Consider the following 15898-nt stretch of genomic DNA (forward strand, 5'->3'; position numbering starts at 1 on the left):
GATAATTTCTTAAACAGTCTTTTGATAGAGTAATTATCTTGATTCTAATCATGGTAGGAGGTAATTTCATTTGCCTAGAAAAAGAAAGTTAATTTATATTTCCAATCTATGTTCTAATACCGTTTCTGTCATTAATGTAAAAACTAATAAAGTGATTGACACGATAAAAGTTCGTAGAAAGCCATTTGATTTTGCGGAAACATCAGATAATAAGCTTATTTATCTAACTAATTCTGGAACGAATAAAGTTTCAGTGATCAGCACATTTAGAAATAAAGTAATAAAAACCATTACTGTGGGGAAGAAACCGGATGATATAGACTTAGATCCATCTGAAAAAACAGTTCTAGTTGTTAATTCTGGTTCAAATAATGTATCTAAAATAAATGCAAAAAATAACAAGGTAACAAATACGATAAGAGTTGGTAAAAAACCATTCACATCAAGTTTCACTCCAAATGGAAAATTTTATTATGTTAGCAATTCGGGTGGAAATACCGTTTCAGTTATTGATGTAAGAAGAAATAAAGTGGTGAAGACCGTAAGAGTAGGGAAAAATCCGTTCCAAGCTCGTGTATCCCGAGATGGTAAGTTAGTGTATGTACCGAATAACGGATCGAATACAGTATCTGTCATTAAAGTTGCCACGAATAAAGTAATAAAAACCATTAAAGTAGGTAAGAAACCATCCAGATCCTTTGTTTCTCCAGACAATAAACTAGTATATATAAGTAATTCTGGTTCAAACAATGTATCCGTTATATGTGTATCAAATAATAAGGTAATTAAAACAATACCAGTTGGTAAAGGACCTTTTACTGGTATGTTTACACCAGATGGAAAATTTTATTATGTAAGTAATGCAGGAGGCTGTACCGTTTCTGTCATTAAAGTAGCAACCAATAAGGTAATTAAAACCATTAGAGTAGGTAGAAATCCTTTAATTGGTAGATTTACTCCAGATGGAAAACTCTACTATATTCCAAACTCTGGAGGCAACACGGTATCCGTCATTAAAGTAGCAACCAATAAAGTCATAAAAACCATCAAAGTAGGAAAGAACCCACAACAAGCCATCTTTATCATGAGATAAACATTGGGGTTTTGAAAAAAAAATACTAATAACTCATAACTTGAAAGAGATTAACAAGAGGTGATTCCCATAAATCATAGGAAAAAAAGAAAGCAAGTTGTCAATATCATTAATCCAGCATTCCAATCCTCTAAAGGCAAGTTTTTCGGAGGAACAACCAAAGTGTTAACCTTTGGTGGAAATACGAATGCATGGGCTCGTTTATTCAATCCGTCAAGCTCCAAAGTTAATTTATTTGTGGATTTCTTTACACTTACTAATCTCTCAAAAAACCCTTATTCAGCAAACTTCTTTATCAGTTCTAAGCCGCCAGGAATGATTTTTAATTCACGTAATGTGGGTGTTGCAAATACTAACTTTAACACAACTCCGCAAGGCAAAGTTCAATTTAATCCTTCAGTAAAAGGTAGACCAAGGGGAGGGGTAAACTTTTCAGATAGACGAGTTCCAGGTAATGAGACGGTAACCAGTGGTCAAATCGGTGGAAAAGTTATTTTGTCCCCGGGCAAATCACTTTTATTCTTTTTAACAAGTCGTAATATCGTTAAAGCGAAAATCGGGTTCGCTTGGTTTGAAGGAAAAACTATTTTTAAGTAAGGGTTGAAAAGATTCATTTGTTGATATAGTGGTTCCATTGAATTGAATTCGAGTTTACATCTAAGTAGTCAGATACTTAAATGAAAGGAATCTGACTACTTTTTATTGCCTGATAACAGGTGCAAAGTATCGCAGAATATTTCAATATGGGATAGTGTTAATTTAAACAGAAGTAAATCGTTGTCTAGTTACTTTTCCCCAGTGAAAATCCATATAAACATCTTCTTCAAATTCCCCAGAAGTAAATTCTCCAATTACTTTCCTCCAAAATGTAGTTGCATATTCCGCACCCTCTATTTGTTTAACTTGCCATTGACCCTTAAAAATAGAAAATAAATGATGTGCAAACTTTCTTCCGAGGTCTTTTTTTCGACAAGAAGGGATCACATAAAATTCGCACACTTCAAAAAAATCTTCTATTGATTTTCTAACTGCAGCTAAGCCAATTGGTATTTCTTTTTCATAAAGTAAAAAGCCTTCTATATTAACTCCTAAAATTGTATCCAATTTAAACACTCCATCAGTATTAGGTAACTTTTCAGTAAGAGCAGAGAATTCACCTTCATAACTTTGACATAAATTAAGATATATTAGCTTATTTCTAGAATCTACTGAAACAATATTCATATTAAATCATCTCCTAGGTTGAATTAACTAATTCCTTGGTTCTTTGCTTATATAATTTTGCTTAACTTCGCTTTTCTTAACTTTTAAATTAAATTTCTTTTGAATTTCTTTGGATGCTTTCTAAGAAAGGATGGTCTATTTATGACGGTTTCTATAATATATCATTTCTATTATAGTAGAAATCTATTTATAAATGTGTACTTGCACTAGAACACCCATCCAAGCAAAGTAGATTCTCTAAACATAGTATATATTACTACATACTGAGAGGAGGAAATCATAATGAGTAAACATAGTTCTGCTCAGGTGCTGCTATTATAATGATACTATTTATACTCTTAGTGATCATACTTGTTGCTTCGTGGTCAGTACCGCATGTAACCCAGTGTCCAATTGCTCCATCCTTTTAGTAATCATCATAGTTACTTCAATAAGATATGATGAGGACGATCTAACTCTATTCTACAATTCATGATATAACTGTTTAGGTACTTTTTCCAAATGAAGTAAACAATTCATTTGTGACCTGAGACTCTTCCATCATGGAATCTGATAACTCTCGAAATATAATATTGACCTCTTCCTCTACAAGTTCAGGTTTAATCTTTCTATTCTTTTTGATAATGGTTCATCAATTTTTCATTGTTGTTTCATCTAATTACCTCTCATAGAATGTTTGTTCTTACTATATAGGAGGTATAAGAAAATATACAAGAGCACATTTTATGAGGATGGGTACACGTCCAGTCAAAAAATCAATTGTTCTCATACAATGTAAAAAATGGAAAGGACGTGGTCAATATGGGCGTTTTTGATAAATCATTTTGTGACTGTTGCGTGTGTCCGATGCAGTGTGTTTTGGAGCAGTTGGTAGGGGTGGAGTTTTTATTTGCTTCCATTCTGACCCCAACATCTAATCAAGGTGTAACAATAAATGACGTTAATGACTTTATAGTATTTACTTCACAAGGGGATTATCCTATTTGCAATGTTGTTGCGGTTCAAGTCGTTTCATTCCCTGGCCCAGAACCAAGTATCAAATTAAAATCAATTAAAAAAAAATGTGGGAGAATGTAGTTGTTGTGAAGATCCAATGACAAATGTATTAAAATCACTTATAGGAAACGATGTATTAGTGGAAACATTGGGGATACCCCCTAACATACAAGGTACAATTACTGATATTGGGGAAGGGATTGCGATAGTAACTTTAGATACCGGAAGTGGCATAATTTCAACTGCAATTTCCACATGTGCAATAACAAGGGTCATCCCTCTGTAAAATACTCCCCCCACCAGCTACCTAAAGCCAGCGGGGGATTATTTTCTCTATGTCAATTTTTATCTGACTTAATAGAAATGTTATTACATCAACAGACATTTGAAATATTCCTTGTTCAATCAAAATGCTCAAATGCTTGATATATAAGAGCAGCAATCATAAATAACATAAAAAAGAATTACCAAGGCATATCATGAATGACTTCTTGTGGTTTTTCTTCTATTTTCTTTTTCCATTCATCAACATCATGAAGCAATTCTTTCTCATTTAAGTTTTCAATAGATTGATGAGCCATATCTATTTGGCAATTTTTTAGTTTCATTAATATATCCTCCTTTGGTAGACAGTCATAGTATTCTTTCACTACGTCCTGGAGCAATTGATCATAAGAACTATCCATTTTTGAAAGTGCGTTTTGTGGGTCTGTTTTACGCTGTGGATCAAGAATATGATGACCGATAATAAATTTTGTAGGGTCTAGTCCAAACTTAAAACAGATACCTACTCCCGGTTGTGCTCCCCAAAGATACGAATTCCAATCGATCCATTTCTATTATCACTTGATTCACAATCAATGACTATATTTCGTTGAGAAGGTCCAGTGATCTCTATTCCATAATTTGAATTGTTAAGTATATTTACACAATTCAATATATTATCACATGTATCCACGCGGATTCCAACGTTTTCAAAATTTTGTACCGTAAGATTTCAGATGGTGACAAAGGAAGAACCATCTATATTTATTCCAATCACATTGCCAAGATCATTTCCTTCGATCATTGTTTTTTCCTCACCTGCTCCAATAATTCGAATACGATCTTTGTTTGCTGGAACAGTAATAGCTTCGTTAAAGATTCCTACGCCAATTCGAATCGTAAAGCCTTCGGTTGTTGTCACCGCATCAATGGCTGCTTGAATACTCTCACCCTCAATTACTATCACTTCATTATTGATCCGACATAAGCCAGCTGGATCGCTTGTTGTACATTTGTTATCGTCGAATACGGTGTCAACTCCATTATCCTCAATATCTGAGTTATTCCCTCTTACATTGTTAGATCGGATAACGCTATCTATAGCAAATTCACCTATAAATACCCCTGCGTTCACATTGTTCTCGACACAGTTATTGTCTACTATATTCTCAACCCCAAAGATATTAATTCCGCTATCCTCCTCTTGTTGAACCCCATTTCTTACGACTTTATTTCGGATAATTCGATTATTGTTGTTATCCGAATCAAGGCCACTCTCAATATTACATAGTACATCATTCCCCCAAACTAAATTGCTATTACCAAAATCAATCCCCTCTTCATCATTACATAAAGCTTTGTTCCATAAAATTAAATTATTATCCGTGAAAATTTCAAATCCATCATCACCATTTCTAATAGCCTGATTGCATATAAATAAATTGAAACCTGAGCTCTGTTCAAGAGTGAAAATACATCGTCACCATTCTCTTTTGCAAGATTCAAAAACACTAGATTGTTGGAACTGTTCAACTCTAACCCTTCATCAAAATTTCCAATGAATTTGCATTTTACAAAATAATTTTGATCTCCATTCACTTGAATTCCATTTACGAGTAAATTTACATTGCTTGAATTAAAGCTTGCTTCAGATTCAATAATTAAATTTCTTTCAGCATTTAAGGCAATTTCCATTCCATTGTTTTGATTGTTTATCGATTTTACTTGATTTACGATATTATCACTTGTTTGAATCAAAATACCGTTACCTTCAAAATTTTGAACTGTAAGTTTTTCAATTGTTACCATGGATGAATTTTGAATATCAATACCGATCGTATTTGCACTCTCTAACGAGGGAGCCATTTCAGAAGCCCCTAATAACCCAACCATCATTGCTCAAGTAACTTTTGACTGCTTAAAACCAGGGGATCAAATTTGGTTAAATGGTATTTTCCATCTGAACAATCCTGGTGAGATGGATGTATTAGTAACCCGTAAAATACAAAAAAATCAAACAGATATATACACTGCGGTTACAGAAATATCTCCTGATACTCTTACAAATGATAATTTTGGTCAAATTTTCTCTCAACAATTTGTTGATGCGATTTCAGAATTACAAAAAGATGTTACCTATCAATTAGTTGCTTTCGCAGAAGAGGATGTAATGTTTGATATTGTCTTAATGGGTCCCATCGTTTTTACTGCGACTCAATTTGTCAAAGGTAAGAAGGGCTTGAGGTAGTAATTCTTTAATCATACATTTGGCAAGTAGTTTATTTTCTTTCATTATTATTCACCTCTAACAGAACATTCACTCCTATTTTTTGAGGATGGGTCATTTCTCTATATCAATTTATTCTTATTTGAATTATAAACTGTCACATGCAGTAAGTACCAATACAATTGCAGTTCCTGTAGCAAATCTATGTAGAAAATCTCACTATTAGTGTAGTGGGGTTTTAAACTATTAAAAATGTGTACTTGTACTAGGATATTCGTCTATACAAATTCATTAAGTGCACTGCAATATATCATTTCTATTATAAGTAGAAGACTTAAAATGTGTACTTGCACTAGAACACCAGTCCAAGCAAAGTAGATTCTCTAAACATAGTATATATTACATCATTTTGAGAGGAGGGATGATTCTATTGGGTAAACATAGTAGTTTTGCTACAGGTACAACTATTGTATTGGTACTATTTATACTCTTAGTGATCATTTTATTTGGTTCATGGGGAATAATGTTTGATGGATTGTAGTCCAAACAAAATAGATTTCTTAACATAGAATGTATTATCTTAAATAATGAAAGAGGTGAACCCCATGAGTTTATTTAAAAATGTTGGAGTGGTTTTAGTATTATTTATTCTTTTAGTCATAGTATTAGTGAGTTGGGGCGGTGTCATTTTAGGTTTTCCCGCTTAGGGAAACCAATAATAAATTCAATTAGGATGCCCGTCCAATCAAAGTAGAATTTCCTAACATAGTATGTACTACATCATATATAGAAAGGGGTTGAGATTATGAGTGAACACAGTGGATTTGCTACTGGTGTAGCAATTGTTCTGGTACTTTTCATTCTATTAGTAATCATACTTTTAGCTTTAAGTAGACGTTCAGGATATAGCACGTCAGGGGGAATTTCTCTAGGAACTTCGTTAGAAGGAAGCACTGTTCTCGGTTAGTTGTGAATCTCTTGTATACGAATATAAGCTACCAAAGTTCAAAAATAGAATTACACTCTCCCACTAACTTAAACCAGTGGGGATTATTTCTCTATATCAACTTATTCTTATCAGATTTATAAACTATCACACCAAACAATAGAAATGTTATCACATACATCAACGGTCATTTCAAACGTTTCTTGTTCGATCCCATATCCGAAATATTCTAATCCCTGATATATAAGGGCAGCAACCATAAATAAAATATGTGGTTGTTTAATTCTTTCTAAAAATGTGTTCATATTAATTATCCCCTTTACTAATTAGTTTTTACCTGTTTTTATTTCTAGTTCTAGTATAGTTGGCATTCTACGTTTTGAGTGAGTGGAATTATAAAAGATACGCAATACTTTTCTTTCTAGGTCAGTAAGCAATGAAATCACCTTATAGGACGTTTGTTCTCATTATATTTGGGGTACAGACGTTCAGTCAAAAAAACCAATTCAATTTACCCAGATATAATGATTTCCGTACAAATCCAATCCATTAAGTTTTTTTCATGTATATAATAAGTACATTTTGGATGGATTTCTCTCGGTTAACTTGACGATGCCTCTTTTAGAGGGGTTAAAATTGGGTGTTTAACCCCTTACAAATATACAGGTCAATTGTATTGGATGCTCATATACTAATCTAAACAAACATAAAGGAGGGTTAGCATGGGGAATAAAACAGGTTTGTATCAGAAAATGATCAATGTCATGATTGCGGTTTCTTATCTTCAAAAAGATGACAAGGTGGAGTACAAGACTACAAAATATAAAGCCATTACAGAAGAAAAGGTAACTGGCGCTGTGAGAGCTGCATTAGTAGAAAATAAATTAGTTGTATTCCCGATTGAGCAACAACATCGAAAAGAAGGAAATCTCACAACGGTAGATGTGAAATACAAGATTGTTGATGCAGAAACGGGTGAAAGTGAAATATTGGTTAGTTCTGGAACAGGGGTGGATATGCAAGATAAAGGGGTAGGAAAAGCCATGACTTGTGCGTTTAAATATTTATTCTTACGTTCATTCGCCATAGCAACGAGGGAAGAACTGGACAAGGTTTCACCTGCTGAATTAGATAAGAAACAGAGAAAGCAAAAGGAAGAACGGGAAAAGAAATTAACTAATGTACCCGAGTCTGGCGACATAATTTTCCAAAAGAAGGTGTAGCAAAGGATCTTAGGTTTTTAAATGCGATCTTTTGAGTCTAATCAAAGTTTATCAACACGTGATTATGATTCAGAGGCAGCCGATGAAATTTTTATGTCGCCCGTGGCAGTGATGATGATCCAAACTATATCTCCATATAATAGCATCGATCGATTTTACCGTCATCTGCCCAATAAATGTTGTACATTATAAGAACATTTTGGATGGATAAATACCCCAACACGGCCAAAATAATACCATTGAAAATAATAGAATTTATATTCCCCTTTGTGAAGATTGTTCAAAGTAAGCTCCTCTCACTAAAATTTAGCGGAGGGACTTTTTATTTTCGTTGAGGCATGAGACTTTTGAAAACTCATTTGTGATTGCTTACTTGTAACTTATACAGCAGACAACAAAATGACACAGACATATGTGGATTTTGTAGAACTTAAGGTATATATCCAATCAGACTATTTATTTTGAGCATACAATAACTCATCAAATTGAAAAAGGAGGTGAAGCTTATGGGACATTTCGACAGGTCAATCTGTAATTGCTGCGTCTGTCCTATGCAGTGTGCTTTAAAGCAGTTGGCTGATGCTCAAACAGAGATAACTGTCATCGTCACTACACTTGGTGCTATACTCCCAACTGCCCCGGCTGTGTCTTTTACGCTAACAGAAGTCAAGGATTTTATTGTAACGACAAGTGAGGGAATAGACATCGCAATCTGTCAAATCATTACAGTTGGTTTTCTAACTCTCCCAACTGATTTTAAATTAAAGCCCATTCGAAAGGACGTCGTTGGAGAATGCGTATGTTGTGAAGATCCAATGACGAATTTGCTAGTAGATAAGATTGGGACGAACATATCTATACCTTCTGGTGGAGGACCTAGCGGCATTTTATCAGCAGGTGTAAAGGCTGTTGGAGAAGGAATCGTTTTATTGGAAAATATTGATATGGGAACTGGCTCTGTAACGCCCTTTAGCATAACTTCTACATGCTTGTTGGACGCTATAGGACCTCCTATTGTACCTCCACCACCTCCACCAGCGCCACCAAGTTTTCAACTGTAAGGTGGACTTTTTCTATCCTTTTCCCCCACCAGCTGTTACTTAAGCCAGTGGGGATTATACTTACTTCTGAACTGTACTCTTCACACCTGACCACAAACCACTTGCAGCAAGTCCCATTACAATCCCAACTAAAATAGCTTGTTTGAGATCAGTAAGAGCGACATAAAAATACCAGTTGCTACTCCTAATACTAGAAATATTAAAGGTTCAACAATATTAATAACTATCAAAAATATGTACTTGCACTATGACACCAGTCCAACCAAAACCCAGTGTCCAATTGCTCTATCCTTCTAGTAATCATCATAGTTACTTCAAGAAGATATGATGAGGACGATCTAACACTATTCTACAATTCATGATATAACTGTTTAGGTGATTTTTCCAAATGAAGTAAACAATTCATTTGTGATCTAAGACTCTTCCATCATGGAATCTGATAACTGTCGAAATATAATATTATATAAGAGGTACGGGGAGATATGCAAGAGTACAATTTTTAAGAATTAGGTACACGTCCAGTCGAAGCAATACCAACATGAATACATTATTAAAAACTAAAAAGGATGTGATCACATGGGCGTATTTTATGAGTCTAAGTGTAATTGTTGCGTCTGTCCGATGCAATGTGTTTTGGAGCAGTTGATAGGTGTTGATAATGTAGGGATTGTAACTCCGACATTTTTTGAAGATGGTGTAAATATTAACCAAGTAAAAGATTTTATAGCATTCACAAATAAAGGTGATTTTCCAATTTGTCAAATTTCTTTAGTTGCAATCTTTGACCCTAACATTCCAGTAAATATAAAACCTATAAGAAAAAGCAAAGGAGAATGTGCTTGTTGCGAAGACCCTATTACAAACTTAGCAAAGTCATTGATTGGTAAATTTGTTGAAATTGAATTTATTAATAATGAAGGGGATACATTTGATGATGGAATAATAAATGTTGGCGAAGGTATTGTTGTAGGAAGAAATATTGATAATCCAAATCGAACTGACTTTATTTCTTCATGTGCAATAACCAGGATTACTTCACTTACCCAACAACAAATTAACGATCCAAATAGGCTATCTAATTCATTTTATTTTAAAAAAATCACTCCCCCACTATCTACCTAAACCAGTACTTAGTACAGGATTTCTCATACATAGTTAAAACCACAATTTAATATATCCACTACAAGCGCTCAATCAAAACACTAATAGAAACATATGATGGATTAAGTGCCGATACAATTGCAGTTCCTGTAGCAAAACTATGTAGATAACCTCACTACAACTAATAGTGAGGTTTCCGTAGAGAGATACTATGAGTGGATATAGCCCTCCTATTACTAGGAGGTTGATATATTCTATGTTCATACCCTTCATTTGGTATAGACAAGTGACTTGCTTGTTTGAAAATGTGCTATTTTACCAAGCTTGTTATTATAATGCGTGCCATGTAACTTTTAAGTCAAAACCTTCTGTACTTGATGATGACCGATTGTAGAATGTAAGTTTAAATCAGAAGATGTTGCTTGTTCAAAAACTTCTCACTTTTCATCCTGTAAAATCGGTATTCTATCGTAAAGAAAACATCTCCATTTACTGAAGAAGCTTTAGTTATTATATTCCCCACTGGATTAGCTAGCTTAGGTAGCTAGTGGGGGAGTATTTGTTTTGTTATACTTTATGTTTCTCTGCTCCAAAAACTTGAATTTGTTCTTTCTGATAAACTAACGCTACTTGCAACTGGTATAATTTTAGTGGTAAAACAAGAAGATATTACAAAATCTTGAAAGCAAATAATACCTTCACCAACATCACGAATACGACCAGACCCAATAAAATTTATAAATTCGATATCTACAATCTGTCCAATTAAAGAATTTGCTAAGTTTGTAATAGGACCCTCACAGCATGAACATTTTCCCGTGCTTTTTTGTATCGGTTTTAGTGCTAGTGCGATATCAACTCCAATGAATTCTACTCCAGAAATATTACATATAGGTAATTCTCCTTCTGAAGTAGAAGCAATAAAACTTTTGACGTCTAAAAGCATTACATTATCTATGACTCCTACAAGTGTTGCTACTCTTATCGTTTCTCCCACCAACTGCTCCAAAACACACTGCATAGGACAGACACAACAATCACAGATTGTTCGATCAAAATGTCCCATGTTCACACGTCCTTTCAAGTTTTTTTATATTGTATGAGTAAAAACAACATTTTGACTGGACGTGTATATTGTATAAATAAAATTGTGCTAATTATTCTACATACTCTTCACCCGTAATTTCCAAATACTCTGCTTCAGTAATCTTTTGCCTTTAAACATACACCATTACTTGGTCAACCGTATAATATTTAGGATAATATCGCTCTACAATCTTTTTCCAATGCATTTTAAATAACGACTCCTGTGACGGCGTTATTTAAAATTAATAAAAAAAAGACCCCGTATGGGGTCAATAGTGAATCCTTGAATTACTCGGAGTTTAATTCTTTCTTCAATTCAATTAGTTCTTTAATGCTTTTACTTTCCGCAAATCGTTTATCAACAGGTTGATTTTCCTTCTTCGCATCCACTTCCAATTTACCACCGAACAAAATCCATTCAGTACGCTGAAACGTATCATGGGAGCGTTGAATCTTTGTATCTTCTCCAATCATTCGGGGAACCTCAAAGTCTTTAAAATCATCCAACGCGTCACGGTAAGCTTTATCAACGTCGTACAAAATTGCTGAATATTTGTCAAGATAAATGATAGAACCGTCACTAGTGAATCGCTCTCCTCCACCTGCTTCTAACTTAGGAGCAAAGCGGCAACCCTGTGGTAAATTCTCAGGGGGAGGAACATTTCCTTCAATCGATTGTAATCTAGAAACCTCTCCATCGATAGATGGAACGGATTCAATAAGACCTTCTGAATAAGGATGAAGCGGATCTCCAAATGCTCCCCTTTAGGTAGACAGATTAAATACAAAAATCTGGCTACTTATGGGGGAGTATTTATTATGTCTAAAAGATCTTACTCTGCAGAAGAAAAATACGAGATATTAAAGGCATTAGAGGATCATTATTCAACAAATGAACTTGAGTCAATATATAACGTGCACCATACAACAATTTTGGAATGGAAACACAAGATTGTCTGTCTGGTAAGTATTCTATACGTGAGGTTGCTAGAATGTATGAAATATCGGATACATCTGTCCTCAGGAAATGGATTAGGAAGTATAATAGTCATAGTGAATTAAAAGATACTACCTTCGGTTAGTTTATTTTTTTTCATTTTTTTCACCTCTTTTAGAACATTCGTTCTTATTATATAAGAGGTAGAAGGATATGTGCAAGAGCACAATTTTTGAGAATAGGTACACGTGCAGTCAAAACAACATTAAATCTCATACAATATTAAAAACTTAAAAGGACGTGTTAACTATGGGCGTTTTTGATAAATCCATATGTGACTGCTGCGTCTGCCCGATGCAATGTGTTTTGGAACAGTTGGTTGGAGTGGAGGGTTTGGAGATTGATACACCTGTTAATAATATTCCTACAACTATTTCTGGTGTTAATGATTTCATTGTATCAACTACTGATGGAGATATTCCAGTATGTCAAATTACTCATGTAGAAATTATGAATCCTACAGATACGATAATTACCACAGCATTATCTGCTTTAAAACCTATAAGAAAAAATAGTAAAGGGGAGTGTGCTTGTTGTGAAGACCCTATGACAAATTTATTAAAGTTTGAAATCGGAAATACTTTCGAAGTTGAATTCATTGGTCCAGATGTACCATTCACAAACGAAATCCTAGGTGTAGGTGAAGGTATTCTTGTAGGAGTTGAAAATGGAATTAGCCTTTTTTTTGATATTTACTCCACATGTACAATAACAAGGGTTATTCCAATAACCCAACAACAAATTAATGATCCGTCTAGACTTTCAAGAAGAACCACTCTCCCACCAGTTACCTAAAAGCCAGTGGGAAGGGGTATATTTATTTTATTTTAGAATTATAATCCAATACTGCTTTTTCAATGGTTGCTTTAATTTCATCACTTGTAAACTTATTCCTTTAAGTCTTGAGCTCACATATACAAAAGCAGCATCCAGTTTTTGTGGTCCTTTTGATTCCATAAATACATTTTCAGCATAAGAAAAAGCTTCCTCACTTATTTTTTGAAGAAGCTCTCTTTGTTCTTTATTTGTTTTTGACTGTATCCAGGATAAAGCTTATCCCTTAACTCAATTAATGCTGCTACCACCAAAGTTGATATTAAAGATATAAGTGAAAACACGATTGTTTCCAGATATAGTTGTATAAGTTCATTCATTTTATTTTCCACCTTACGTAATTGAGTAAATATATACTATATTAGGAAATTTACTTTATGGTGTCAGATTTTTACGAGCAAAGGTGAGATCAAGAGACTGGTAGAGGCTACCAATTAAAATAATAACTAAGAGTATAAATAGTACCAGTACAATAGTTGCACCTGTAGCAGAACTATGCTTACCCATAGAATCCCTCCTTTCACTATGATGTACTATATACTATGTTAAATAATCTACTTTGATTGGACTGGTGTTCAGGCAGGTACAAATTTTTGATAGATTAAAACCCCCTATATTAAATAGTGAGGTTTAGAGTTTGATAAATGAGCGCTAGTTGATTATCTATAGACTTAAAAGCTGTGGGGCCGCCCAGCGTCACCCATATTGATTGTAGGTCGTGTTTGTTGAATCCAACTAGTGTCCTAACCAACAAAAGGGCCGCCTTGGATCACATCGCATCCTGGTTGAATCCAAGAAGCTAATAAGATAATAACCAAAAGAATGAAAAGGACTAGAACTAATGCAGCTCCAGAACCACTGTGTCCACTCATGTTAATCCCTCCTTTCTATAATATGATGTACTATATACTATGTTCAGAGAATCTACTTTGATTGGACGGGTATCTTAGGGCAAGTACACATTTTTAATAGTTTAAAACCCCACTACATTAAATAGTGAGGTTTCCGTAGAGAGATTCTATGAGTGGATACAACCCTCCTATTACTAGGAGGTGATATATTCTATGTTCATACCCTTCATTTGGTATAGACAAGTGACTTGCTTGTTTAAAAATGTGCTATTTTACCTTTACCAAGCCTGTTAGCATGAATCTTTAATTTCTTTTACCTTTTTATAAAGCGTGCCATGTAACTTTTAAGTCAAAAATTTATGTTTTTCGTGAGAAAATCATCCATCATTTCATCCTTATCCAGTGCTTCTTTGAGTCTTTCCCTTATGTTTTTTACACCTTCATCATAGGAGCAAGCGATAGGATTTGCTTTTAACCACGCTTTTTCATCCCTGATATCGTCCATCAAGTTTCCATCCTCGTCTTTATCCAGTTCATTGACCATAGCAAAGTAGGAATCATTCTCTGCTGGATCATCTGGGTGAAGCAAGCGTGAAACATAATCATATTCCACTCGGTAACATGGATGATTTAAGTCGTTCCCTGCGGTTGTGATGATCATAAGTAGTGGCTGTGCTCTTGCAATCATACCTGAGTCTAGTATATTAATGATCTCATCCGTTTCATGTGCATGGTATTCATGATAATCCCACACTGAGGATTTAATCCATCTCCTATCTTTCGATCTTCTTTCGATAACGCCCTCATGATGGAATCACTTTTTAAGTGTGTGATTTTCCCATAAGCAATCTTGTATTTCCCCTCTAGATCTGGACATCCTTTTAAAATCGCTGCTGATTCATTCCAAACAATCTTGGCTTGTTCTGACTTTGTAGCTCCAATATACACCTCTGACATGTTCTCACCAAAGGCCATTTGCTCATAAGTTCCTACGGTGGCAAGGCTTTGTGACTTTGCATTTTTACGTTCCACTTGCCAATACGCCTTTCTAAAACGCCTGTATCCTTTGTCTCGATGAATCCAACCGTAGATATTCCCGAATATGAACACTTGAATCTCATGGGGTTCAATTCGTTTCCCTCTGAGTATGCCTTTTGTATGCCTAAATAAATGCATCCATTTGAAAAAACGAATGGTCTTATCTTCGTCAAAAACATAAGGAAAATCATCTGTTCCCTCCTTCTCTATATCTCGTAAGAACCTCATACAAGACCATTTATGTTTTTGACAAGCGACGACCTCACCTTTTATGACATCGTGGCAATAGTGGATCATCCATTGCTTCAGGTCTAACATTAAACATCTCCCCCAAAATCTTTTTCTAGCTTTGTTTGTTCTTTCACTTCCTGCTTGGGGATCACTAATTTACACCTAGAGGAAATCGTAAGACCAAGATCAGAAGCTGCGGCACGACATTGTGAAAAGTATTTATCTTGGGTTTTGGTTAAGGACGCAAACAATCCACTAGGGTATTCTTCTATTCTCGTACCGATCTCGTTACCCTCATCATCCTTAATCGGGATTTCCATTTGTGATATAGGATCTCTTTCTAAAAGCTGATCCGATATTTTTAAATACAATGTCTTAGAAATTAAATAACGAGCTAATGCATCCACATCAAGATTACTCAGGATGCCAATTCTCATTAACTCGTCAGCTATTTTCTTAAATTCACGTTTTAGCTCTTTAGGAAGATGAGCAGGGGCTCTAATTTTATCACTGGGTGCTTTTATTTCCTGCTTTTTTCGTTCTTTAATCTCTTCTTTCGTTAAATTTTTATTCCCTTTGTAGAGAAGCAAGTCTACGGGTTGCCTTGGTCTTGCCATACTATTTCCTCCTCTCAAAAAATTTCATTTAGGGAATTTTATATAAAGAAAAGGGGTAGTCGGTTTAAAAGCCCGATATGATAGGCTTTTTCATACCCCCCCTGCCCTT

At 34.7% G+C, this 15898-nt stretch carries 21 protein-coding genes and 2 pseudogenes; 11 read left to right on the forward strand and 12 right to left on the reverse strand.

Annotated elements, in window-relative coordinates; translation table 11 throughout:
- The first annotated feature begins 70 nt into the window (after positions 1–70).
- Together EPK97_RS02260 and EPK97_RS02265 are read left to right on the forward strand one after the other, a co-directional pair.
- The gene (locus EPK97_RS02260; protein ID WP_162034973.1) at positions 71–1093 is read left to right on the forward strand and encodes a YVTN family beta-propeller repeat protein; all 1023 of its coding nucleotides are present in this window, start codon (positions 71–73) and stop codon (positions 1091–1093) included.
- A 60-nt stretch (positions 1094–1153) separates the two neighbouring features.
- Entirely contained in the window at positions 1154–1690 is a 537-nt protein-coding gene (locus tag EPK97_RS02265) for a DUF6143 family protein (protein ID WP_162034974.1), read from the forward strand.
- A 162-nt stretch (positions 1691–1852) separates the two neighbouring features.
- On the opposite strand, the gene EPK97_RS02270 is transcribed toward EPK97_RS02265, so the two are convergent.
- Positions 1853–2317, reverse strand: coding sequence for a GNAT family N-acetyltransferase (locus EPK97_RS02270; protein ID WP_162034975.1), 465 nt, complete (start codon positions 2315–2317; stop codon positions 1853–1855).
- Between the two features lie 801 nt (positions 2318–3118).
- Here EPK97_RS02270 and EPK97_RS02275 point away from each other — a divergent pair.
- Positions 3119–3394 carry a hypothetical protein gene (locus EPK97_RS02275; RefSeq protein WP_162034976.1) on the forward strand — a complete coding sequence of 92 codons (276 nt, stop codon included), beginning with the start codon at positions 3119–3121 and terminating at the stop codon, positions 3392–3394.
- A gap of 16 nt (positions 3395–3410) precedes the next feature.
- A complete protein-coding gene (locus EPK97_RS02280; RefSeq protein WP_162034977.1) occupies positions 3411–3599 on the forward strand; it encodes a hypothetical protein in 189 nt (62 codons plus the stop codon).
- A 178-nt stretch (positions 3600–3777) separates the two neighbouring features.
- On the opposite strand, the gene EPK97_RS02285 is transcribed toward EPK97_RS02280, so the two are convergent.
- The 3 genes from EPK97_RS02285 to EPK97_RS02295 all read right to left on the reverse strand — a co-directional run bounded on the left by EPK97_RS02285 (position 3778) and on the right by EPK97_RS02295 (position 5443).
- The gene (locus tag EPK97_RS02285) at positions 3778–3921 is read right to left on the reverse strand and encodes a hypothetical protein (RefSeq protein ID WP_162034978.1); all 144 of its coding nucleotides are present in this window, start codon (positions 3919–3921) and stop codon (positions 3778–3780) included.
- A 389-nt stretch (positions 3922–4310) separates the two neighbouring features.
- The gene (locus EPK97_RS22310; protein WP_162034979.1) at positions 4311–4712 is read right to left on the reverse strand and encodes a pectinesterase; all 402 of its coding nucleotides are present in this window, start codon (positions 4710–4712) and stop codon (positions 4311–4313) included.
- Positions 4713–4948: 236 nt separating this feature from the next.
- Entirely contained in the window at positions 4949–5443 is a 495-nt protein-coding gene (locus EPK97_RS02295; protein WP_162034980.1) for a right-handed parallel beta-helix repeat-containing protein, read from the reverse strand.
- Positions 5444–5555: 112 nt separating this feature from the next.
- Between EPK97_RS02295 and EPK97_RS02300 the strand changes: the two genes are divergently transcribed.
- Both EPK97_RS02300 and EPK97_RS21450 read left to right on the forward strand, forming a co-directional pair.
- Positions 5556–5825 carry a hypothetical protein gene (locus EPK97_RS02300; RefSeq protein ID WP_162034981.1) on the forward strand — a complete coding sequence of 90 codons (270 nt, stop codon included), beginning with the start codon at positions 5556–5558 and terminating at the stop codon, positions 5823–5825.
- A gap of 784 nt (positions 5826–6609) precedes the next feature.
- Complete coding sequence (locus EPK97_RS21450; protein ID WP_205690216.1) at positions 6610–6771, forward strand: hypothetical protein; 162 nt, start codon at positions 6610–6612, stop codon at positions 6769–6771.
- 116 nt (positions 6772–6887) lie between these two features.
- Here the strand turns inward: EPK97_RS21450 and EPK97_RS02310 are convergent, their stop codons facing one another.
- A complete protein-coding gene (locus tag EPK97_RS02310; RefSeq protein ID WP_162034982.1) occupies positions 6888–7055 on the reverse strand; it encodes a hypothetical protein in 168 nt (55 codons plus the stop codon).
- Between the two features lie 417 nt (positions 7056–7472).
- Here EPK97_RS02310 and EPK97_RS02315 point away from each other — a divergent pair, with 417 nt between their 5' ends.
- The 3 genes from EPK97_RS02315 to EPK97_RS02325 all read left to right on the forward strand — a co-directional run bounded on the left by EPK97_RS02315 (position 7473) and on the right by EPK97_RS02325 (position 10156).
- Positions 7473–7973: an ERF family protein gene (locus tag EPK97_RS02315; RefSeq protein ID WP_162034983.1), complete on the forward strand. Its 501-nt coding sequence runs from the start codon at positions 7473–7475 to the stop codon at positions 7971–7973.
- 506 nt (positions 7974–8479) lie between these two features.
- Entirely contained in the window at positions 8480–9034 is a 555-nt protein-coding gene (locus EPK97_RS02320) for a hypothetical protein (RefSeq protein ID WP_162034984.1), read from the forward strand.
- A 576-nt stretch (positions 9035–9610) separates the two neighbouring features.
- Complete coding sequence (locus tag EPK97_RS02325; protein WP_162034985.1) at positions 9611–10156, forward strand: hypothetical protein; 546 nt, start codon at positions 9611–9613, stop codon at positions 10154–10156.
- A 553-nt stretch (positions 10157–10709) separates the two neighbouring features.
- Here the strand turns inward: EPK97_RS02325 and EPK97_RS02330 are convergent.
- The 3 genes and pseudogenes from EPK97_RS02330 to EPK97_RS21610 form a co-directional block, all read right to left on the reverse strand.
- Positions 10710–11201, reverse strand: coding sequence for a hypothetical protein (locus EPK97_RS02330; RefSeq protein ID WP_162034986.1), 492 nt, complete (start codon positions 11199–11201; stop codon positions 10710–10712).
- Positions 11202–11509: 308 nt separating this feature from the next.
- On the reverse strand, positions 11510–11695 hold the full coding sequence (locus EPK97_RS21605) for a hypothetical protein (RefSeq protein ID WP_240903663.1): 186 nt from the start codon (positions 11693–11695) through the stop codon (positions 11510–11512).
- A gap of 138 nt (positions 11696–11833) precedes the next feature.
- Positions 11834–11977: pseudogene (locus EPK97_RS21610) on the reverse strand (oligopeptide/dipeptide ABC transporter ATP-binding protein); the annotation flags it as partial.
- A 236-nt stretch (positions 11978–12213) separates the two neighbouring features.
- Here EPK97_RS21610 and EPK97_RS22500 point away from each other — a divergent pair.
- Complete coding sequence (locus tag EPK97_RS22500; protein ID WP_162034987.1) at positions 12214–12303, forward strand: hypothetical protein; 90 nt, start codon at positions 12214–12216, stop codon at positions 12301–12303.
- A 164-nt stretch (positions 12304–12467) separates the two neighbouring features.
- The gene (locus tag EPK97_RS02345; protein WP_162034988.1) at positions 12468–13013 is read left to right on the forward strand and encodes a hypothetical protein; all 546 of its coding nucleotides are present in this window, start codon (positions 12468–12470) and stop codon (positions 13011–13013) included.
- A gap of 414 nt (positions 13014–13427) precedes the next feature.
- On the opposite strand, the gene EPK97_RS22105 is transcribed toward EPK97_RS02345, so the two are convergent.
- The 4 genes and pseudogenes from EPK97_RS22105 to EPK97_RS02360 all read right to left on the reverse strand — a co-directional run bounded on the left by EPK97_RS22105 (position 13428) and on the right by EPK97_RS02360 (position 15789).
- Positions 13428–13559, reverse strand: a complete 132-nt coding sequence (locus EPK97_RS22105; RefSeq protein WP_276609462.1) for a hypothetical protein — start codon at positions 13557–13559, stop codon at positions 13428–13430.
- A 236-nt stretch (positions 13560–13795) separates the two neighbouring features.
- Positions 13796–13924: a YjcZ family sporulation protein gene (locus EPK97_RS02350; protein ID WP_162034989.1), complete on the reverse strand. Its 129-nt coding sequence runs from the start codon at positions 13922–13924 to the stop codon at positions 13796–13798.
- Positions 13925–14258: 334 nt separating this feature from the next.
- Positions 14259–15259, reverse strand: a pseudogene (locus EPK97_RS02355) (terminase large subunit domain-containing protein); the annotation flags it as partial.
- The gene (locus EPK97_RS02360) at positions 15259–15789 is read right to left on the reverse strand and encodes a phage terminase small subunit P27 family (protein WP_162034990.1); all 531 of its coding nucleotides are present in this window, start codon (positions 15787–15789) and stop codon (positions 15259–15261) included. The pseudogene EPK97_RS02355 and the gene EPK97_RS02360, both read right to left, overlap by 1 nt.
- Positions 15790–15898: the final 109 nt, after the last annotated feature.

It is taken from the genome of Chengkuizengella sediminis (assembly GCF_010078385.1).
In the GTDB taxonomy this organism is placed as follows: Bacteria; Bacillota; Bacilli; order Paenibacillales; family KCTC-33759; genus Chengkuizengella; species Chengkuizengella sediminis.